The 18,776-nt window shown below is 70.5% G+C and carries 15 protein-coding genes, 2 tRNA genes and 1 pseudogene; 11 read left to right on the plus strand and 7 right to left on the minus strand.

Features of this window, described 5'->3' with window-relative positions:
- Positions 1 to 66 precede the first annotated feature (66 nt).
- Positions 67 to 1,020, plus strand: a complete 954-nt coding sequence (locus ACFWXC_RS13100; protein WP_384477599.1) for a D-2-hydroxyacid dehydrogenase — start codon at positions 67 to 69, stop codon at positions 1,018 to 1,020.
- 20 nt (positions 1,021 to 1,040) lie between these two features.
- The gene (locus ACFWXC_RS13105) at positions 1,041 to 2,465 is read left to right on the plus strand and encodes an amidase (protein WP_384477602.1); all 1,425 of its coding nucleotides are present in this window, start codon (positions 1,041 to 1,043) and stop codon (positions 2,463 to 2,465) included.
- 44 nt (positions 2,466 to 2,509) lie between these two features.
- On the opposite strand, the gene ACFWXC_RS13110 is transcribed toward ACFWXC_RS13105, so the two are convergent.
- Positions 2,510 to 4,468 (minus strand): hypothetical protein, encoded by a 1,959-nt coding sequence (locus ACFWXC_RS13110; protein WP_384477605.1) that lies wholly within the window; start codon positions 4,466 to 4,468, stop codon positions 2,510 to 2,512.
- Positions 4,469 to 4,669: 201 nt separating this feature from the next.
- Here ACFWXC_RS13110 and ACFWXC_RS13115 point away from each other — a divergent pair, with 201 nt between their 5' ends.
- Together ACFWXC_RS13115 and ACFWXC_RS13120 are read left to right on the plus strand one after the other, a co-directional pair.
- A complete protein-coding gene (locus tag ACFWXC_RS13115; RefSeq protein WP_384477608.1) occupies positions 4,670 to 5,680 on the plus strand; it encodes a LacI family DNA-binding transcriptional regulator in 1,011 nt (336 codons plus the stop codon).
- A 116-nt stretch (positions 5,681 to 5,796) separates the two neighbouring features.
- On the plus strand, positions 5,797 to 7,650 hold the full coding sequence (locus ACFWXC_RS13120; protein WP_384477611.1) for a right-handed parallel beta-helix repeat-containing protein: 1,854 nt from the start codon (positions 5,797 to 5,799) through the stop codon (positions 7,648 to 7,650).
- A gap of 27 nt (positions 7,651 to 7,677) precedes the next feature.
- Here the strand turns inward: ACFWXC_RS13120 and ACFWXC_RS13125 are convergent, their stop codons facing one another.
- On the minus strand, positions 7,678 to 8,172 hold the full coding sequence (locus tag ACFWXC_RS13125; RefSeq protein WP_382532975.1) for a DUF3830 family protein: 495 nt from the start codon (positions 8,170 to 8,172) through the stop codon (positions 7,678 to 7,680).
- A 47-nt stretch (positions 8,173 to 8,219) separates the two neighbouring features.
- Between ACFWXC_RS13125 and ehuB the strand changes: the two genes are divergently transcribed.
- The 6 genes from ehuB (at position 8,220) to ACFWXC_RS13155 (ending at position 12,491) form a co-directional block, all read left to right on the plus strand.
- Positions 8,220 to 9,149, plus strand: coding sequence for an ectoine/hydroxyectoine ABC transporter substrate-binding protein EhuB (gene ehuB / locus ACFWXC_RS13130; RefSeq protein WP_384477614.1), 930 nt, complete (start codon positions 8,220 to 8,222; stop codon positions 9,147 to 9,149).
- Positions 9,146 to 9,862, plus strand: coding sequence for an ectoine/hydroxyectoine ABC transporter permease subunit EhuC (gene ehuC, locus ACFWXC_RS13135; protein WP_384477617.1), 717 nt, complete (start codon positions 9,146 to 9,148; stop codon positions 9,860 to 9,862). Before ehuB ends, ehuC begins: the two co-directional genes overlap by 4 nt.
- Positions 9,859 to 10,509 (plus strand): ectoine/hydroxyectoine ABC transporter permease subunit EhuD, encoded by a 651-nt coding sequence (ehuD, locus tag ACFWXC_RS13140; RefSeq protein ID WP_351700944.1) that lies wholly within the window; start codon positions 9,859 to 9,861, stop codon positions 10,507 to 10,509. The genes ehuC and ehuD overlap by 4 nt, the downstream gene beginning before the upstream one ends.
- Entirely contained in the window at positions 10,499 to 11,281 is a 783-nt protein-coding gene (ehuA, locus tag ACFWXC_RS13145) for an ectoine/hydroxyectoine ABC transporter ATP-binding protein EhuA (RefSeq protein ID WP_384477621.1), read from the plus strand. The genes ehuD and ehuA overlap by 11 nt, the downstream gene beginning before the upstream one ends.
- A gap of 270 nt (positions 11,282 to 11,551) precedes the next feature.
- Complete coding sequence (locus tag ACFWXC_RS13150; RefSeq protein WP_384477624.1) at positions 11,552 to 12,310, plus strand: IclR family transcriptional regulator; 759 nt, start codon at positions 11,552 to 11,554, stop codon at positions 12,308 to 12,310.
- A 107-nt stretch (positions 12,311 to 12,417) separates the two neighbouring features.
- Positions 12,418 to 12,491 (plus strand) — tRNA-Lys (locus tag ACFWXC_RS13155).
- Here the strand turns inward: ACFWXC_RS13155 and ACFWXC_RS13160 are convergent.
- From ACFWXC_RS13160 to ACFWXC_RS13180, 5 genes and pseudogenes are all read right to left on the minus strand, one after another.
- Positions 12,457 to 14,114, minus strand: a pseudogene (locus ACFWXC_RS13160) (long-chain-fatty-acid--CoA ligase). The gene ACFWXC_RS13155 and the pseudogene ACFWXC_RS13160 overlap by 35 nt on opposite strands.
- Positions 14,115 to 14,247: 133 nt before the next feature.
- The gene (locus ACFWXC_RS13165; protein ID WP_384477627.1) at positions 14,248 to 14,745 is read right to left on the minus strand and encodes a DUF3592 domain-containing protein; all 498 of its coding nucleotides are present in this window, start codon (positions 14,743 to 14,745) and stop codon (positions 14,248 to 14,250) included.
- 129 nt (positions 14,746 to 14,874) lie between these two features.
- Positions 14,875 to 15,480, minus strand: a complete 606-nt coding sequence (locus ACFWXC_RS13170; RefSeq protein WP_384477630.1) for a lytic polysaccharide monooxygenase — start codon at positions 15,478 to 15,480, stop codon at positions 14,875 to 14,877.
- Between the two features lie 114 nt (positions 15,481 to 15,594).
- Positions 15,595 to 16,725: an SPFH domain-containing protein gene (locus ACFWXC_RS13175; protein WP_384477633.1), complete on the minus strand. Its 1,131-nt coding sequence runs from the start codon at positions 16,723 to 16,725 to the stop codon at positions 15,595 to 15,597.
- Between the two features lie 48 nt (positions 16,726 to 16,773).
- Positions 16,774 to 18,075, minus strand: a complete 1,302-nt coding sequence (locus ACFWXC_RS13180) for a peptidoglycan-binding protein (RefSeq protein WP_384477636.1) — start codon at positions 18,073 to 18,075, stop codon at positions 16,774 to 16,776.
- Between the two features lie 186 nt (positions 18,076 to 18,261).
- Between ACFWXC_RS13180 and ACFWXC_RS13185 the strand changes: the two genes are divergently transcribed.
- Positions 18,262 to 18,335 (plus strand) — tRNA-Lys (locus ACFWXC_RS13185).
- Positions 18,336 to 18,776 lie beyond the last annotated feature (441 nt).

The following is an 18,776-nucleotide window of genomic DNA, read 5'->3' on the forward strand; positions in this document are numbered from 1 at the left end:
TCCGCGCATCTCAGACGTTCAATCCGCTCATGTCAGACGCTGCCGGACGCCGGGAGACCGCCCCGAATGACACCGCCCGTCCCCACCCTGCTGGTCCTCGACGCCGACCCGCCCCCGCGGCTCGGCCGGCTCACCGGCCGCGCCCGGATCGTGCACACGGACGCGGCGGGCCTGGCGGCCCGGCTGCCTGCCGCCGATGCCCTCCTGGTCTGGGACTTCGCCTCGCACGCCGTCCGCGAGGCCTGGCCGGGCGAGGGGCCGCGGCCGCGCTGGGTGCACACGGCGAGCGCGGGCGTCGACCATCTGATGTGCCCCGAACTGGCCGCGTCCGACACGGTCGTCACCAACGCGCGCGGGGTCTTCGACCGGCCCATCGCCGAGTACGTGGCCGCGCTGGTCCTGGCGATCGCCAAGGACCTCCCCGAGACCCTCGGCCTCCAGCGGGAGCGGACCTGGCGGCACCGCGAGGCGCGCCGGGTCGCCGGCACCCGCGCGTGTGTGGTGGGCTCCGGCCCGATCGGCCGGGCCATCGTCCGCACCCTCAAGGCGCTCGACATCACCACCGCGCTGGTCGGCCGCGTCCCGCGCACCGGCATCCACGGCCCCGACGACCTGGACCGGCTGATGTCCCGCGCGGACTGGGTGATCGCGGCCGCGCCGCTGACCGAGCAGACGCAGGGCATGTTCGACGCGCACCGCTTCGGCGTGATGCAGCCGTCGGCCTGCTTCATCAACGTCGGCCGGGGCCGGCTGGTCGACGAGGACGCGCTGGTGCGGGCGCTGACCCGGCGCTGGATCGCCGCCGCGGCCCTGGACGTCTTCACCGCCGAGCCGTTGCCCGCCGACAGCCCGCTGTGGGACGTGCCGGGTCTCATCGTCTCGCCGCACATGAGCGGGGACACGATCGGCTGGCGGGACGAACTGGGCACTCAGTTCGTGGAGTTGTACGAGCGGTGGGCGGCGGGCAGATCTCTGCCGAACGTGGTCGACAAGAAGCGCGGTTACGTGCCCGGTCACTGACCCCCGGGAGGGTGCCCCTCATGCAGCTCACCGACCTCACCGGCCTCACCGGCCTCACCGCCCGACAGCTCCTCGACGGCTACCGCACCGGCGGGTTCGGCCCGGTGGAGGCCACCCGGGCGGTCCTGGAACGGGCGGCCCGGATCCAGCCGGAGGTCAACGCCTTCGTCCGCCTCACCGAGGAGGACGCCCTGGCACAGGCGGCGGAGTCGGCGGAGCGGTGGCGGCGGGGCGAGCCGAAGGGCCTGGTCGACGGCGTCCCGGTGACGGTGAAGGACATCCTGCTGATGCGCGGCCATCCGACCCTGCGCGGCTCCAGGACGGTGTCCGCCGACGGGAGTTGGGACGAGGACGCGCCCTCCGTCGCCCGGCTCCGTGAACACGGCGCGGTGTTCATCGGCAAGACCACCACCCCCGAGTACGGCTGGAAGGGCGTGACCGACTCCCCGCTCTCCGGGATCACCCGCAACCCGTACGACCCGTCCCGCACCGCCGGCGGTTCGAGCGGCGGCAGCGCGGCGGCCGTCGCCCTGGGTGCCGGGCCCCTGTCCCTGGGCACGGACGGCGGTGGCAGCGTGCGCATCCCGGCGGCCTTCTGCGGAGTCTTCGCCCTGAAACCGACGTACGGCCGGGTGCCGCTCTACCCCGCGAGCGCCTTCGGCACGCTGTCGCACGTGGGTCCGATGACCCGGGACGCGGCCGACGCGGCACTGCTGCTGGACGTGATCGGCACCCCGGACGCCCGGGACTGGTCGGCGCTGGGTCCCGCCCCGGGGCCTTTCACGGCCGGTCTCTCCGGGGGCGTGCGCGGACTGCGGGTGGCGTTCTCACCGACGCTGGGCGGCCAGGTGGCGGTCCGTCCGGGGGTCGCGGCGGCGGTACGGCGGGCGGTGACGCGGCTGGCCGGGCTGGGGGCGTACGTCGAGGAGACCGACCCGGACTTCAGCGACCCGGTGGAGGCGTTCCACGCGCTGTGGTTCGCGGGGGCGGCCCGGGTGACCCAGCGTTTCTCCCCGGAGCAGCGGGCGTCGCTCGACCCGGGGCTGCGGGAGATCTGCGGGCAGGGGGCCGGGCTGAGCGCGCTGGAGTACCTGGCGGCGGTGGACGTCCGGATGGACCTGGGGCGCCGCATGGGCCTCTTCCACGAGCGGTACGACCTGCTCGTCACGCCGACGCTGCCGCTCACCGCGTTCGAGGCGGGGGCGGAGGTGCCGAGGAACTCGGGTTTCCGGCGCTGGACGGGGTGGACGCCGTTCACGTACCCCTTCAACCTGACCCAGCAGCCGGCCGCGACCGTGCCGGTGGGCCTGGACGAGGACGGACTGCCGGTGGGGTTGCAGCTCGTGGCCGCCCGCCACCGGGACGATCTGGTGCTGCGGGCGGCCCATGCGCTGTACGAGGCGGGGGCGGCTTCGGTACCGCCGGCCGGCAACGCCGTGGTCTGACGGAGCACGCCTCTGACGGAGCGCGCCGGGGAGCGGCGGGCGCGTCAGCCGGTCACCTGGACCACCGCCGTCCGTCCCGCCCGTACCGTCGGAGTCGCGTACGTGTAGGTCACGCCGTCGACCTTCTTGGTGCGGACCCGCTGGGGGACGCCGTCGACCTCGATCCGCTGGTGCACGCCGGGGAAGCGGGCCTCCCAACGGTAGGAGTCCTTGCGGGAGTTGTTCGTCAGCGTGGTCCTCGTCGCGCCGTCGTGGCGGACGGTGACGGTGCCCGTGCCGATGGGGACGTCCGCCGCCTGGAGCCACTTCATGCCGGACGGCAGCCGCGACTGGGTGGTCACCTTGTGGTCCGGGGCGTCCGGTGTGATGCCCATCAGGCCCTGAATGGTCTGGCTGACCAGGGTGAACGACACCTCGGGGTAGTCGCCGTTGGGGCCCTGGCTGGAGTTGACGTGCTGGGTCTCCCGCTCCCCGTAGATCTTCCGCATCCACTGCCAGGCGGTGTCGTTGCGGTTGTTCTTGAAGAACATGTCGGGCAGGTAGGTCGTCGACTCGATGTTGGGCGACCCGTCCGGCCCCAGCTCCTGCTTCTCGATGTAGTCGAGGTAGGCGTCGTTGCGCGGGCCGGGGTCGATGATCTGCTTCATCGGCATGAAGACGCTGTTCTCCTTGCCCCAGCCGGTGACCGGGGTGCCGGAGAGGGTGTACGCGCGGACCATGTCGGCGCCGGTGCCGGTGCCGCTCCAGTCGTCGTTGAAGTACGTCTTCAGGTCGGCGGCCTTCTTGTCGTACGTCCTGGCGAGTTTGGTGTCGCCCTTGCCGCGCGCGAGGACGGCCATCGCCAGGTACGCCTGGTACTCGGAGGCGATGCCGTCCCCGGCCTCGGCGAGGCCGTCGCCGTCCTGCTCGTTGTAGCTGGCGGCGCCCTGGAAGATGCCGTTGCCCGTGCCCTCGGCGACCTTGACCTTGCCGTTGTCCACCGCGGAGTTGTGCAGGTCGATGAACTGCTCGGTGGCGTGCCGGTAGAAGTCCCACAGCACCGGGTCGTCGACGTATCTGCGGTCGCCGGTCCACAGGTAGGCCTGGGCCGCCTTCTCGACGAGTTCGAAGGTGGCCGGCACCTCGCGCACGAAGTTGTCCGGGCTCTTGTAGTCGATGCTCAGGTACGTCTTGGCGTCGAAGTTGAGGGACCACACCGGGAAGTACTTGTGCTCGGCGGTGGCCGACTCCGCGTAGGAGCGGAGCATGGTCTCGTTCTCGGCGTCGAGGCCGATGAGGTGGGCGCCGGCGAGCTGGTGGGTCATGTCGCGGGAGTAGTAGGCGCTGCGGTTGGCGTATCCGGCCCAGTAGGTGGGCTCGTACGTCGCGCTGCCGGTGCCGCCGGTCTGGTACTCGTCGACGTTGACCGGGCCTACGGTGCCGGGCAGTTGGACCCAGCTGTTGGCCTTCTTCTGCGCCCAGGCGAACATCTCGGCGACCTCGGGGTCGGACGAAGTGACCTTCGGGTCGGCCGGTGCGGCGGGAGAGATCATCAGGTCGTCCGCGTTGACCCAGGCGCTGCCGGAGCCGAATTCGATCCCCAGCCGGTCGCCGGTCCTCAGCGCGACATCGCTGATGGTGTAGCGGGCGTAGCCCGGGTGCTGCGGCAAGGTGATCGTCTGGACGGTCTCGCCGTTGCGCCGGACCGTGTACGTGCCGCCGGTGCCGGCGCTGCCGATCCACGCGGAGAAGTCGTAACTGCCGTTGCGGGGCGCGACGATGGTCAGTTCGGCGCTCTTGCCGGCTCCGGCGTCGAGGTAGAGGAAGCGCTCGCCGCCGTGTCTGTTGCCGGTGCCGACGCCGGCGCCCGAGGTGAAGGTCCAGCCCGTGCCACCGTTCTCGAAGCCGGGGTCGGGGATGGCGAGTTGGGGGCGGGAACCCGGTGCCGCCTCGGCCGACACGGCGGGGGCCATCGGTGCGAGCAGGGCAACGGCGGTGAGCAGCATGAGCCTTGAGGGCTTCATCGGGTCTCCGGTCTTCGGTCACTGCGGTCGGGCGGGTGGGGCGGCCGAGCGGTGGCGGCAAGCTAACAGGGCCCGGAGAGGCGCTTCAATGGTCATGCAGAAGAAACATGCAAGACACGCAGACTGACTGCCATTTTCCATGGCATGATGCGCTGAAAGTTTTCATCGTTTTCGTGCAAGCAAGGCAGGACGGGAACCGTTATGAAGGTCGGCATCACCGAGGTCGCGGAGCGGGCGCAGGTGAGCGAGGCCACCGTCAGCCGGGTCATCAACCGGCGTCAGGGGGTGGCGCGCAAGACCCGTGAGGCGGTCGAGCAGGCGATGGCCGACCTCGGGTACGAGCGGCAGACCCGGGGGCAGCTGATCGCGGTCATCACCGAGTTCGTCTCCAACCCGTTCTTCGCCGACGTCTGCGAACGGATCGAGTCCACCCTCGCCCCGCACGGCCTGAAGACGGTCCTGTGCCCGTGTTTCCCCGGCGGGGTGCAGGAGCTGGACTTCGTGACCTCCCTCGCCGACCGGGGCGTCGCCGCCGTGGTCTTCCTGTCGGCCAGCAACACGATCGAGGGCGCGGACCCGGCGGCGTACGAACTGCTGCGCTCCCGCCGGATCCCGTTCGTCGGGGTCAACGGCGAGTTCGAGGGCGTGGGCGATGTGCCGGTCTTCTCCACCGACGACCTGCTGGCCGCCGAACTCGCCGTCGACCACCTGCACCGCCTCGGCCACCGCCGGATCGGAATGGCGTCGGGCCCGGTCGGCAACCGCCCGGCGGACCGCCGGGTCAGCGGCTTCGTCTCCTCGCTCGCCCGGCGCGGGGTCAAGGATCCGGAGCAGTGGGTGGTCCGGCAGTCCTACACCGTCGAGGGCGGCCAGTCCGCCGCGATCTCTCTGCTCGGCCGGGGCGCCACGGCCATCGTCGCCGCCAGCGACTACATGGCCCTGGGCGCGATCCGCGGCGCGCGCCGCCAGGGGTACGACGTCCCGGGCGACGTGTCGGTCGTCGGCTACGACGGCACCATGATCATGGACTTCGTCGACCCCCCGCTCACCACGGTCCGCCAGCCGGCCGACCGCCTGGCCGCGGAGGTGGCCCGCAGCGTCATCGCTCTGGTGGGCAACCGCGAGGTCCCGGTCGGCGAACTCCTCTTCGACCCCGAGCTGGTGATCCGCGCCAGCACGGCGGCGGTGGCACCTGTTCGCCCGGACCATTGACCTAGACATCGGATCTATGCAGACTCTGCACGGAGATCCGGCCGGATCATCGGCGGTAACTCCCGCTATTCATCGGGTATTTCATCGCTCATGCACGATCCGGAGGGACTATGCCCATGTCTCGGTTCGCGTTTCTCGGGGTGGCGCTCGCGCTGCTCGGCGGCGGGGCGGCCGCTCCTGTCGCCGCGGCGCCGAAGGCGGCACCGGTGGTGGTCGACGTGGACGACTACGGAGCCGACCCCACCGGCCGGACGGACTCGGCTCCCGCCGTCGCCGCGGCGCTGCGGCACGCCAGGAGCCTCGACCGGCCGGTCAGGATCGTCTTCTCGAAGGGGACCTACCAGCTCTATCCCGAGCGGGCCGAGACCCGTGAGCTGTACGTGTCCAACACCGTGGGCGCCGACCAGCGTTACCGGGACAAGAAGATCGGGCTGCTGATCGAGGACATGCACGACGTCACCGTCGACGGCGGCGGGGCCAAGCTCGAATACCACGGTCTCCAGACGGCGTTCGCGTCGATCCGCTCGACGAACGTGACCTTCACGAACTTCTCCTTCGACTACGCGGCCCCCGAGGTCATCGACGCGACGGTCGCCACCACCGGTGTCACCGACGGGCATGCCTACCGCGTCCTGAAGATCCCGGCCGGCAGCCCGTACGAGGTGAACGGCACGCACATCACCTGGCTCGGCGAGAAGAGCCCGGTCACCGGGCAGCCGTACTGGTCGGGGGTCGACGGCCTCCAGTACACCCAGATCCACGACCCCGAGGCGCAGAAGACCTGGCGCGCGGACAACCCGTTGTTCAACGATGTCGCCGCCGTCACCGACCTCGGCGGCCGGCGGATCCGGATCGACTACAACGGCTCGACGCAACCGACGGACGCCGGGCTCGTCTACCAGATGCGTCTCATCGAGCGGACCGAGCCGGGCGCCTTCATCTGGGAGTCCAAGAACGTCACGATGCGTTCGATGAACGCGTACTACCTGCAGTCCTTCGGTGTGGTGGGGCAGTTCAGCGAGAACATCTCCATCGACAAGGTGAACTTCGCGCCCGACCCGAAGTCCGGCCGCTCGACGGCCTCGTTCGCGGACTTCGTGCAGATGTCCGGCGTCAAGGGCAAGGTCTCGATCACCCGGAGCGTCTTCGACGGCCCGCACGACGACCCGATCAACATCCACGGCACCTATCTGGAAGTCGTCGGGCAGCCCGGCCCGAACACCCTCACGCTCGCCTACGAGCACCCGCAGACCGCCGGGTTCCCGCAGTTCGCCCCGGGTGACGAGGTCGAGTTCACCACCAAGCGCACGATGACCCAGCTGTCACCGGCGCACGCGAAGGTCACCGCGGTCGACGGACCGAGCGGGATGGACCACGACAAGCCGCTCACCACGATGACCGTCACCTTCGACCGGCCGGTCCCCGCCGGGACCGAGATCGGCGGCACGGTCGTCGAGAACATCACGGCCACCCCGTCGGTCGTCATCTCCGGCAACGTGTTCCGCAACGTGCCGACCCGCGGCATCCTGGTCACCACCCGCAAGCCCGTCCTGATCACCGGCAACCGGTTCGACGCGATGTCCATGGCCAGCATCTACGTCTCCGCGGACGCCTACCAGTGGTACGAGTCCGGGCCGGTCTCCGACCTGACGATCCGCGGGAACACCTTCACCCGGCCCAGCGGCCCGGTCATCTTCGTGGAACCGACCAACCAGGTCGTCGACCCGGCGAACCCCGTGCACCACAACATCAAGGTCGAGGACAACGCGTTCGACATCGGTGACGTCACCGTCGTCAACGCCAAGAGCGTCGGCGGGTTCGCCTTCACCGGCAACACGGTCCGCCGGCTGGACGGGTCGGACCAACCGCCGTACACCTCACCGCTGTTCGTCTTCCACGGCAGCTCGGACATCCGGATCGCGCACAACCACTACGCCAAGGGCCTCAACACGTCCGTGGTCACCGACTGAAGCACGGCAGTCGGGCGGGGGCCGCGGCTAGGCCCTGCGGAAGGCAAGGGTCTCCCCCGCCGCCCCCGTCCGCCACAGGTCGTTGCAGGCCTCGGCCAGGTCCGGCAGGCCCCGCACCACCTCGCCCCACACGATCCCCGGCACCCAGCCCACATCGCCGTTGAGCAGCAGGTTGTTGCGTTCGTAGAAGAGGGCCAGGTCGACGACCGTGGTGCCGGGGCGCACCTCGCGGTCGTAGCCGTAGGCCTTCGTGCCCAACTCCGCGCCGGCGAAGGAGAAGTAGCAGAGGTCGCCGGGGATGGGCGTGACGGTCGGGTTCTCCAGGGGCGGTTCCGTCGCCGCGAATGGCGGGAAAAGAGCGTAGATCTCGTTGCGGGCGTACTTCGCGTGGTAGACGTCGCCGGCGAGTGGCAGGGCGTCCCAGACGGCGGCACAGGTCACCGGGGCCCGGTCGTCCAGCAGCCGGGCCGTGGCACTGACCTCGCGGGTGACCAGCGAGACTTCGATGAATCGATCGGCCATGTCATCCATGATGCATAAGTCGATTGGCCCCGGGTAGCCGCGCCGCCATGGCTCCACCACTTGGGAACGAGACAGACACATCTGGGTATGAATCCAGACAAACTCGGCGTGCGGTGCTCGCGGGTGCCGCCGCCATCGGCGCACTCGCCGCCGCCGGCTGCACCCGCGTGGCCACCGCGGCCGGCACCGACGGCGGTGACCTGCTGCAACGGCTGCGCGCCCAGGGTGTCGTACGGCTCGGGATCGCCGGTGAGATCCCCTTCGGGTACATCGACAAGGACGGGCAGCTCACCGGTGAGGCACCGGAGCTGGCGAAGGCGATCTTCAAGCGGCTCGGGGTCGACAAGGTGCAGCCGGTGCCGACCGAGTTCGGTTCGCTGATCCCGGGGCTGAACTCGCAGCAGTTCGACGTCGTGGCCGCCGGGATGTACGTCAATCCCGAGCGCTGCGAGCAGGTGATCTTCGCCGATCCCGACTACCAGATGCTCGACTCGTTCGTCGTGCGCAAGGGGAACCCCAAGGGGCTGCACGACTACAAGGACGTCGTCGCCAAGAAGGCCAGGTTCGCCACCGGGACCGGGTACGCGGAGATCCAGTACGCGGTCGAGGCGGGGTACAAGGAGAGCGACATCCTGATCGTGCCGGACCAGGTCGCCGGGCTGAACGCCGTGGAGGCCGGGCGCGTGGACGTCTTCGCCGGGACCGCGGTCACCGTCCGCGAGGTGGTCAGGAAGTCCGCCAAGACCGAGGCCACCAAGCCCTTCGCCCCGCTGGTCGACGGCACACCGCACGTGGACGGGGGCGCGTTCGCGTTCCGGTCGGCCGAGACGAAGCTGCGGGACGCCTTCAACGTGGAGCTGCGCAAGCTCAGGAAGAGCGGCGAACTCTTCCGGATCCTGCGGCCGTTCGGCTTCACCGAGGCCGAGATGACCGACCTGACGGCCAAGGAGCTGTGCGGGGGAGGCAAGAGCGGATGACCTCGGGACTGTGGGACCTCGTACTGAAGGGCGTCTGGACCACCGTCCAGCTCCTCGTGCTCAGCGGGCTGCTGATGACCGCGGTGGCCTTCGTGGTGGGCGTGGCGCGGACGAGCCGGCACCGGTTCGTCCGGTTCCTCGCCGGCTTCTACACCGAGGTGTTCCGTGGCACCTCGGCGCTGGTGATGATCTTCTGGGTGTTCTTCGTGCTGCCGGTCGCCTTCGGCTGGCAGCTGGTGCCGCTGTGGGCGGGCACCCTCGCGCTCGGGCTGACCTACGGCGCGTACGGCGCGGAGATCGTGCGCGGGGCGCTGAACGCGGTCGACCCGGCGCAGAAGGAGGGCGGGATCGCGCTCAGTTTCACGCCCTGGCAGCGGCTGCGGCTGATCCTGCTGCCGCAGGCGGTGCCGGAGATGATCCCCTCCTTCTGCAACCTGCTGGTCGAACTGCTCAAGGGCACCGCGCTGGTGTCGATCACCGGCATGGGCGACCTGGCGTTCAGCGGGAACCTGGTGCGCCTGGCGCTGCAGGAGAGCGCGCACATCTACACGTATCTGCTGCTCATCTACTTCGTGATCGCGTTCGCCATCACCCGGCTGATGCGCGGGCTGGAGAAGCGGCTGAAGGCCGGCATCGGCAAGGACCCGGGCAGCGAACAGAGCGCACGTGAGGCCAAGCGTGCGCAGACGACCGGGGTCGGTGGTGTCGCGTGAAGTGGGACTGGAGTGCCGTCAGCGAGTTCATGCCGCACTTCTGGGACGGCCTGCTGGTCACCCTGGAGGCGCTGGTCCTCGGTTCGCTGATCTCGTTCTCGCTGGGGCTGGTGTGGACGCTGCTGATGCGGACGCCGACCAGGTGGGTGCGCTGGCCGGTGGGCGTGGTGACCGAGTTCGTCCGCAACACCCCGCTGCTGGTGCAGCTGTTCTTCCTGTTCTACGTGCTGCCCGAGTGGGGGCTGACGTTCTCCGCGCTGACCACCGGTGTCCTCGCGATCGGCCTGCACTACTCGACGTACACCATGCAGGTCTACCGGGCCGGTATCGAGGCCGTGCCGGTGGGCCAGTGGGAGGCGGCGACGGCGCTGAACCTGCCGGCGCGGCGGACCTGGACGGTGGTGATCCTGCCGCAGGCGCTGCGCCGGGTCGTGCCGCCGCTCGGCAACTACGTGATCTCGATGCTCAAGGACACGCCGATCCTGATGTCGATCACGGTGCTTGAGATGCTCGGGCAGGCGCGGCTCTTCTCGCAGCAGCACTTCCAGTTCACCGAGCCGGTGACGGTGATCGGCGTCGCCTTCATCGTCATCTCCTACCTCGCCTCCCTTCTTCTGCGCACCCTGGAGCGTCGCCTTGTCCGTTGAGACCAGCAAGCAGCCGAGTACCGCCGACACGACGTCCACCGAGCTGATCCGCATCGAGGGGGTGACCAAGCGGTTCGGGGAGAACACCGTCCTCGACGGCCTCGACCTCACCGTGCAGGCGGGCCGGCACGTCACCCTGATCGGGCCCTCCGGTTCCGGCAAGACCACGATCCTGCGGCTGCTGATGACCCTGACCAAGCCGGACGCGGGCACCATCACCGTCGACGGGCAGCGGCTCTTCCCGGCGTCGGAGAAGGAGCTGCGGGAGGTCCGCAAGCAGATCGGGATGGTGTTCCAGCAGTTCAACCTGTTCCCGAACATGACCGTGCTGCGCAACCTCACCGAGGCTCCGGTGACCGTGCTCGGCCTGCCGAAGGACGAGGCGGAGGCGCGGGCCCGGGAGCTGCTCGACCTGGTGGGCCTCGCCGACAAGGCCGACGAGCGGCCGACCCGGCTCTCCGGCGGCCAGCAGCAGCGGGTGGCGATCGCCCGGGCGCTGGCCATGCGGCCGAAGGTGCTGCTCCTGGACGAGGTGACCTCGGCGCTCGACCCCGAGCTGGTCGCGGGCGTTCTCGACCTGCTCAGGGACATCGCCCGCACCACCGACATCACGATGCTCTGTGTGACCCACGAGATGAACTTCGCCCGGGACATCTCCGACCAGGTCCTGATGTTCGACTCGGGCCGGATCATCGAGGCGGGCCCGCCGGCGCGGATCTTCAGCGAGCCCGAGCACGAGCGGACCCGGGAGTTCCTCAGCGCGGTGCTGTAAGCGTCTCCGCGCAAACCGTCGTAAAAGATTCCCCGCGCGATGTGATGATTACAGGAAGTGAATGCTCGATCACCCGAGGTCCAGCGGTCAGCTCATTCCGCTGACATATGCCAACGGGTCTTCGTCGCAGCTGGGAGGGCCGGAATCTCGCCAACACCCCCTCCGTTTCGGGCTGCTGCCCGTTATCGTGGAGAGGATCCGTTGCCCGGATCACGGCCCAAGCAGTGCTGCCGAAGGCAGCATCGCCGAGCGAGCGCAGGGGGATTCACCGTGGCGCTGAAGCACGAGCCGACCGCCCCGTACCACTCCGCCCAGGACGCGCTGCGCGTCCTGGAGACGGTGGCAGGGCACGCCGACGGCGTCACCGACACCGAGCTGGCCCGCCACACCGGCCTCGACCCCGAGCGCCTGACCGCGCTGCTGCGCATGCTGCGCCGCGAGGGCTATGTCGAGCAGGTCGCCGACGGCGCCTACGTCACCGGCGAGACCCTGCGCCGCCTCAGCTCCGCGCACGACCGGGAGCGCGCCCTCGGCGAGCAGCTCCAGCTGACCCTCGACCGGCTGCGCGACTCGGTCGGCGCGGCGGTCTACCTCAGCCGGTACGTCGACGGCGAGGTGCGGATCGGCCCGTACGCGGCCGGCCCGGACGCCCCCGCGGTCAACGAGTGGGTGGACTTCCGGTCCTCCGCGCACGCCACCGCGATCGGCAAGAGCCTGCTCACCCAGCTCGACCACAACGGCCGCCGCGACCATCTCTCCCGCCACAAGATGGCCCGCCTCACCTCGCGCACCATCACCAGCGACAAGCTGCTGCTCTCCCGGCTGGAGGCACAGCCGCCGACGGTGCCGGTCCTGGACCTCCAGGAGTACGCGATCGGCACGGTGTGCGCGGCGGTGCCGATCACCGCCGGCTCGTCGGTGGGCTGCCTGGCCCTGTCCCTGCCGGTCGAGCACGCGCACCGGCTCCGGCAGGCCGCCGACGCACTGAACCGCAGCGCGGCCCCGGTGCTGCTGTCCCTCGCCATCTGAGCCGGCGGCTTCTCTCCGGGGCTGGTCGGAAGCACCCCCGCGGACCAGGTAGTATTTTCTTCGTCGCCAGCCGCGAGACAGAGATCGGACGGTTCGGCGAGAGTCATGCGCCGCTAGCTCAGTTGGTTAGAGCAGCTGACTCTTAATCAGCGGGTCCGGGGTTCGAGTCCCTGGCGGCGCACTGTTTTGAAGGGCCCCTCGTGAAGACGAGGGGCCCTTCGGCGTCCTCCGGGGTCAGTCTGCGGTAGGTCTGCTCGCCCGGCGGCCGCCACCACACCGGGTCGGCGCACCGCACCCCCTCCCTGCGCAGCGCGGCCCGCTGGATCTTGTTGGTCGCCGTCACCGGCATCCGCTCCACCACCCGCACGAACCGGGGCGCCATCTTGGTCCCCAGGTCGGGCTGGGCCAGCAGGAACTCGGCGAAGTCCAACGGCTCGAACCGCCCGGCGACGGTCGCCATCACCTGGTCCCCGGTCACCGGGTCCGGCACCCCGTACACGGCGACGGCGTCCGCGCCCGCGTACCGTGCCACGATGTTCTCGATCATCGCGGCGGCCAGGTTCTCCCCGTCCACCCGGATCCGGTCGTCGGTACGGCCCGCGAAGTACAGATAGCCGTCCCCGTCCCGGTAGAAGAGGTCCCCGGTCCAGTACCACCCTCCCCGCCGCCGCTCGGCCTCCGCCTCCGGGTTGCGCCAGTACCCCTCGAAGGGGTTCGGCGCCCGGTTCACCAGCTCCCCTATCGCCTGCTCCCCGTTGAGCAGCCGGCCCCCTGAGTCGAAGTCGGCGGCCGGGCACTCCTCCCCCGTCTCCTGGTCGAGCACGACGAGACCGGGCGCCGCCCGCCCCACCGCCCCGTCGGGCGTCCCCGGCGACCACTGGATCGCTGCCCCGCCCTCCGACGACCCGTACCCCTCGACCAGCCGCACCCCGAACCGCTCCTGGAAGGCGGCCGCGTCCACCGCGCCGGCCTCCGTGCCGAAGCCGAGCCGCAGCGGATGGTCCCGGTCGTGGGGGCGCGGCTCGGTGGCGAGGATGTACTGCACCGCACGGCCGACATAGGTGAAGTAGGTCGCCCGGTAGCGCCGGACGTCGGCCAGGAATCCCGACGCCGAGAACCGCCGCCGCAGCGCCACCCCGGCGCCCGCCGTCAGCGCGGGAGCCCAGTCGGCGATCACCGCGTTGCCGTGGAACATCGGCATGCAGATGTAGTGCACGTCGTCGGGCCCGACCCCGAACTGCCCGGCGAGCGACCGCCCGGCCGCCGCGAGCCTGCCCTGGGAGCAGAGGGCGGCCTTGGGGGCGCCGGTGGAACCGGAGGTGAAGTAGAGCAGGATCCGGTCGCCGGGGGTGGCCCGGGAGGCGTCCGGGAAGGCGCCGCGATAGGGCGCGAGCAGCGCGCCGTAGGCCGGATCGTCGGTGACGAGCAGCCGTACTCCGGGCAGGTCGAGTCCGGCGAGGAGAGGCAGGTGGGCCCGCTCGGTGACCAGCACCGGGCACTCGGTGTGCCGGATGTCCCTCGCGAGCTCGGCCCCGCGCCGGGTCGGATTGACCCCGGCGACGGCCGCCCCCGCGAGCGCGGCGGCCCCCAGCCAGAGCGGGAACTCGGGGGTGTTGTCGAGCAGCACGCCCACATGGGGCACGGCACCGGGCGGCAGCAGATCCCTCAGCAGGGCCGCACGAGCGGCGGCACCGCCGGCCACCTCGTGATGCGTCAGCACCTGCTCCTCGAACCACAGCCCGGGCCGGTGGTCACCCCACCGGGCGGCGACTGCTTCAGCGACGGTACGCCCTTGGAAGGCCATGAAGAAGCAGATTAATTGACACTCCGTCAGATCAGTACCCCGGGGACGCGGGCCGTATCGATATGCGGCTACCGCCGCGTGGGCGCGATCAACCACGACGAACCCGCAGCGCCCCACCCGCAGATCGCGGCACTCACGGAGTCCACTCCGCGGGCCCCGGCCCCATGTCCGTGCCCCCGTCCGAGAAGGCGAAGTGCGCCCCGATCATGAAGGCCACCGCGAACCCTATGAACACCACGAGGAACGCCACCATGCATCCGGTCCCCACCGCCAGCTTCCCCTGCGCGGGCGGCTGCGCGGTGGCCTTCTCCGGGTTCTCCGGCAGGTAGTACACCGTCACGAAGTCGCCCTCGAGGACGGTGGGGCGCGCGTTGCCCTCATCGAAGCGGACGGTACGCCCCTCGGCCGTCCTGAACTCGTAGACATGGTGCAGCGTGGTCGTCACGGACGTGTCTCCACCGCCGCCGCTGGTCGTCGTGTACGACCGCAGACAGCGTGCCTCGGCCGTACGGCCGTGACGCCACGTCCGGCTGATCTGGCGTGACCGCTTCACTGTTCTGATCACCCCGTACACCCCGCCGACGACGAAGATGCCGGGAATGATGTAGAAGAACGCTTGCAGCAGGCCCATGGCAGTCCCCCGGTTCCGAACACCGGTCCGACCGGCCGGCGTGGCGGGAACGTACCCCTGCGACCTGCCGCAGGTCCTCAAGCGAAGCTCAGATCAGCCGGATGTTACCCAGCCGTCGAACGACGCCGGTCAGAACGTGACGTCTGAACAGGCGTAGAACGCGTTGCCCGTGTCGGCGATCGTCCAGACCGCCAGGATCACGTGGTGACCGCTCAGCCCCGACGGCAGGGTGCCGCTGTGGCTGATGGTGCTCGGCGGGCGCTGGCCGTTGTAGGGGACGGTGAGGAAGGGGGTGGTGTTGAGGTCCGAACGGGCGAGAGCGTGGTTCTGGTTCCAGCCCGACTTGGTGACGTAGTACTTGAAGTCGGTCGTGGCGTGCACCGCCGTGAACTGCCAGCGGAAGGTGTACGACTGGCCGCCCGTCACCTTCGTCGTCGGCCAGGCCGCGCCCGCGGGGGTCTTGGGCGAGCTGAGCTGGGAGAACCGGCTCACCCCGCCGTTGCAGAGCTGGCCGTCGGCGGGACCGGCCGCCGGGAAGCCCTTCGGGCCCTCGGCGCTCTGCGGTTCCCACTGGATGTCACCGCAGTTGGTCACGGTGCCGTTGGCGCAGAGCTTCTGCCTGCTGATGGGGAGGTCGGTGTAGCCGTGCCCGCTGGCGCCGCCGGTGGAGAGCGCGAAGGCTCCGGCGGTCGCCACACCGAGCACGACGGCCGAGATCTTGGTCCGTTTACGCATGCTGCCGCTCCTGGAGAACGTGGGGGAGGTTCTGTGAGCCGTGCAGGTCTAGACCAAGTCTCAGAATATTGCCATCAGTTGACGGTGTCCATATCAACGACCCATCCCCTGCGGTCAAGGTGCGGAGTCGGAGCGTCCCGAGCAGAACGCCACCGTCAGGTCCCGTACCAGCACCTTGCGCTCGTAGTCGTCGAGTTCGACCAGGCCGCGCATGGTCAGCCGGGTCACCGTGTCCTCGACGGAGTCCACGACGGAGGCGAGCATCCCGGACCGCTGCTGGGCGTCGAGCGTGGCGATCCGGCGGCGGTGCATGGCCGCGGCGACCTCCGGGGCGTACTCCACCCGGACCGGCTGCACGGAGAACACCTCCAGGCCGATCCCGGCCGCGTCCCGTGCCACCAGCCGGGTCAGCGCGTCGGCGGCCATCTCCACCGAGCCCCGCGTCCGGCCCGGCACCTCCACCGGCACCCGGGCCAGCGCCGCCTCCACGCACTCGCGCAGGTATGTCTCGTGGTCGTCGACACCGAGCACCGCCCGCGCGGTGTCCCGCATCCGCCACACCACCAGGACCACGACCCGCAGCGCGACCCCGTTGCCGTCCGCCGCCGGCATCTCCTCGCTGCGCCAGTGCCGCAGCCGGACGTCGACGCGGCGGCGCAGCAGCAGCGGGTTGACCCAGAGCAGGCCGGTGCGCCGCACCGTCCCCCGGTAGCGGCCGAACAGGCCGAGCACCCAGGCCCGTCCGGTCGCCCCGCGCGCGAGCCCGGCGAAGCCGAACAGGCCGAGCGCGCCGGCTCCGGCGTACGCGGCCCACTGCGCCGGGCCGAGTCCCGCGCCCGCGTACGCCGGAAGGCGCAGCGCGTGCACCGCGAGCGGGGGCAGCACTCCAGCCCACCAGGAAGTGGCGAGCCCCCCGGCCATCCCGCCCAGCCCGGCGGCCACCCCGGCCGCGCCGGGCAGCACCCGGGCGGGGCGCTCCACCAGTTCGGGGTCGACGGCGGCGACCGGCCGGGGCTTGGCCGGGGTCGGGCGGCGCAGCCGGGGCTGCTCGCCGGTGCCCTGCCGGCGGCCGACCACGGCGGGCCGCAGCGGGACCGAGACCGGGTCGGGGTCGTCGCGGAAGAGCAGATGGACGGGGATCTCGGTGGTGGCCTCGTTCTGGATCAGCCGGGGGACCGGACGGGTGGGCGGCCCGCCGTCCAGGGGGTCGCCCGATTCAGGGGTGTGTGCGGTCGTCGTACTCATGCCTGCCTCCAGCCTCCGCGCCAGATGCGTCACGTGATCGTCGGGTCGTTACAGGAACAGGCGGCGCCAGGTCTCCGCCCCCGGGTAGCCGTCGGCCGCGCCGCCGCGCCAGCCCTGGCTGCGCTGGAACGCCTCGACGGCCCTGCGGTCCGCCTCGCCCCAGGCCCGGTCCGGGCCGTGGGTGTAGAAACGGCCGAAGCCCTTCTTGACCAGCTGCCTGCCGAGCTGGGCGATGTAGTCGTTGGTGGCGCCCGGACGGAAGTAGTTCTTGCCGGGGTAGCCCGGGACCCCGTGCGAGGCGGGGGCGGACGTGCCCGTGATGGCGGGCTTGATGTTCTTGCCCTTGCCGGCGGCGAGGAGTTCCCAGGTGCGCGGGCCGGGCAGGCCGTCGGCGGCGGCGCCGGTCCAGCCCTGGGCGAGCTGGAAGGCCCGGGTGGCCCGCTGGTCCGAGGTGCCCCAGACCGGGCCCGGGCCCTTGGGGTAGTGACCGGCCCCGCCCCGGGCGATCAGCAGCCGGCCGAGCAGGGTGACGTACTTGTTGTCGGCGCCGGGACCGAAGTAGGCCGCGCCGGGGAACGGCACCGCCGTCCTGCCGGCCTGGGCGCCGGCCGTGCCCGGGTCCGCGATCAGGCCGTTGTAGCGGTAGGGGACGTACTTGGCGGAGTTGCTCCAGTAGGCGTAGGGAGTGGACTGGCGGCGGGCGTGCGGGGGTGTCTGCTCGTACGCCGTGTAAGAGGTCTGCGTGTAGTCCGTCCAGCCGCCGAAGATCACGACGTGGGACCCCTTCTCGGGGTTGTCCGGGTTGTGGAAGAGCAGGATGTCGCCGGGCTGGAGCTCCGCCTTGGTGATCTTCGTGCCGAACTGGCCGAGGCTGCCCGTCCACTCGTTCCCGGTCAGCCCCCAGGCCATCGAGACATAGCCGGAGCAGTCCTGCCGGTATCCGTCCGTCCAGTAGAGGGACATGCTGTACGGCACCTGGGCGGCGACCCAGATCTTCGCCCGGTTGATGATCTCCGTACGGGTGATGGGGGGCGTGGTGACCGGGCCCTGGACGGGTTTGCCGCCGGGGCCGTGCAGGGGGGACTTGGCGCCCTGCGGGGTGTCGGGCTCGCCGTCCACGGGGACGGCGGGCCGGTGGGGGGCGGGCGGGGTGCTGTGGGCGGCGGCCGTCGGGGCGCTCGCGGCGAGGGCGGCGGACGCGGCGGCGGCCACGACCAGAACGCCCCGGGCGGCGGGGTGCCCGCCGAAACGTCCGGGCAGCGGGTGCGGGCCGACCCGCCGCCAGTGGGCGCATCCGGGGCATTCGCAGTCGTTCGCGGGGTCGAGTTCCTCGAATACCGGGGCCGGCATGCGATTCCCCTCACATTTCGGGTGGATATGTCCGGGACTGTGCACATTGATCAGTTTCCCAACTGTCGTCCCGGTGCGCATGCTGACGGTCCGAATGATGTACAGCGGGGGGCGGACGGGGGTCGCCCCGGTGGCCGCCGGTCGGGAGCACCACCCCCCGTCGGGTAGAGTTCTCGCTGTCAGCACGCGCCGCTAGCTCAGTTGGTTAGAGCAGCTGACTCTTAATCAGCGGGTCCGGGGTTCGAGTCCCTGGCGGCGCACAGACACCCAGAAGGCCCTCCGCAGCAGCGGGGGGCCTTCTGGCGTACGTCCCACCGGCCACACGAGGGCACTTCGGCACCATGTGCCCCTTTATGTCAACTACCGACACGGTCGATCCACACAATCACCACAGGTTCCACAATGAACACCTATGACCGGTAAACACCGCGTTTCGCTCTTGCGATCATGCTCCGCACCGTAGAACCCTGGATGTCCAAAGTGCCGATGATTCGGGGCACTTGGGGGGTAGGTAACCGGTTGCCAGATCTGCGGGGTGAGGGGCCCCGGTCATGAATCGATGCCGAGGGGGGCATCATGCAACCGGACGGTCACGGTCCGTGTCCATATCTGTGGAACGACCGTGCCCCGCCATTGACGCGCCCGGCCTGATCGAGGGGGATCCGACCGGGCGGTGGGACCGACAGACACGCGCCGATCTG

Source organism: Streptomyces sp. NPDC058683, from assembly GCF_042716195.1.
Classification (GTDB): domain Bacteria; phylum Actinomycetota; class Actinomycetes; order Streptomycetales; family Streptomycetaceae; genus Streptomyces.

Coding starts and splice junctions, on each gene's coding strand:
- ACFWXC_RS13105 (WP_384477602.1), top strand. CDS start 1,041: ATGCAGCTCACCGACCTCACCGGCCTCACCGGCCTCACCGCCCGACAG.
- ACFWXC_RS13175 (WP_384477633.1), bottom strand. CDS start 16,725: ATGAGTACGACGACCGCACACACCCCTGAATCGGGCGACCCCCTGGAC.
- ehuC (WP_384477617.1), top strand. CDS start 9,146: ATGACCTCGGGACTGTGGGACCTCGTACTGAAGGGCGTCTGGACCACC.
- ACFWXC_RS13115 (WP_384477608.1), top strand. CDS start 4,670: ATGAAGGTCGGCATCACCGAGGTCGCGGAGCGGGCGCAGGTGAGCGAG.
- ACFWXC_RS13165 (WP_384477627.1), bottom strand. CDS start 14,745: ATGGGCCTGCTGCAAGCGTTCTTCTACATCATTCCCGGCATCTTCGTC.
- ehuB (WP_384477614.1), top strand. CDS start 8,220: ATGGCTCCACCACTTGGGAACGAGACAGACACATCTGGGTATGAATCC.
- ACFWXC_RS13180 (WP_384477636.1), bottom strand. CDS start 18,075: ATGCCGGCCCCGGTATTCGAGGAACTCGACCCCGCGAACGACTGCGAA.
- ACFWXC_RS13120 (WP_384477611.1), top strand. CDS start 5,797: ATGTCTCGGTTCGCGTTTCTCGGGGTGGCGCTCGCGCTGCTCGGCGGC.
- ACFWXC_RS13170 (WP_384477630.1), bottom strand. CDS start 15,480: ATGCGTAAACGGACCAAGATCTCGGCCGTCGTGCTCGGTGTGGCGACC.
- ACFWXC_RS13100 (WP_384477599.1), top strand. CDS start 67: ATGACACCGCCCGTCCCCACCCTGCTGGTCCTCGACGCCGACCCGCCC.
- ACFWXC_RS13110 (WP_384477605.1), bottom strand. CDS start 4,468: ATGAAGCCCTCAAGGCTCATGCTGCTCACCGCCGTTGCCCTGCTCGCA.
- ACFWXC_RS13125 (WP_382532975.1), bottom strand. CDS start 8,172: ATGGCCGATCGATTCATCGAAGTCTCGCTGGTCACCCGCGAGGTCAGT.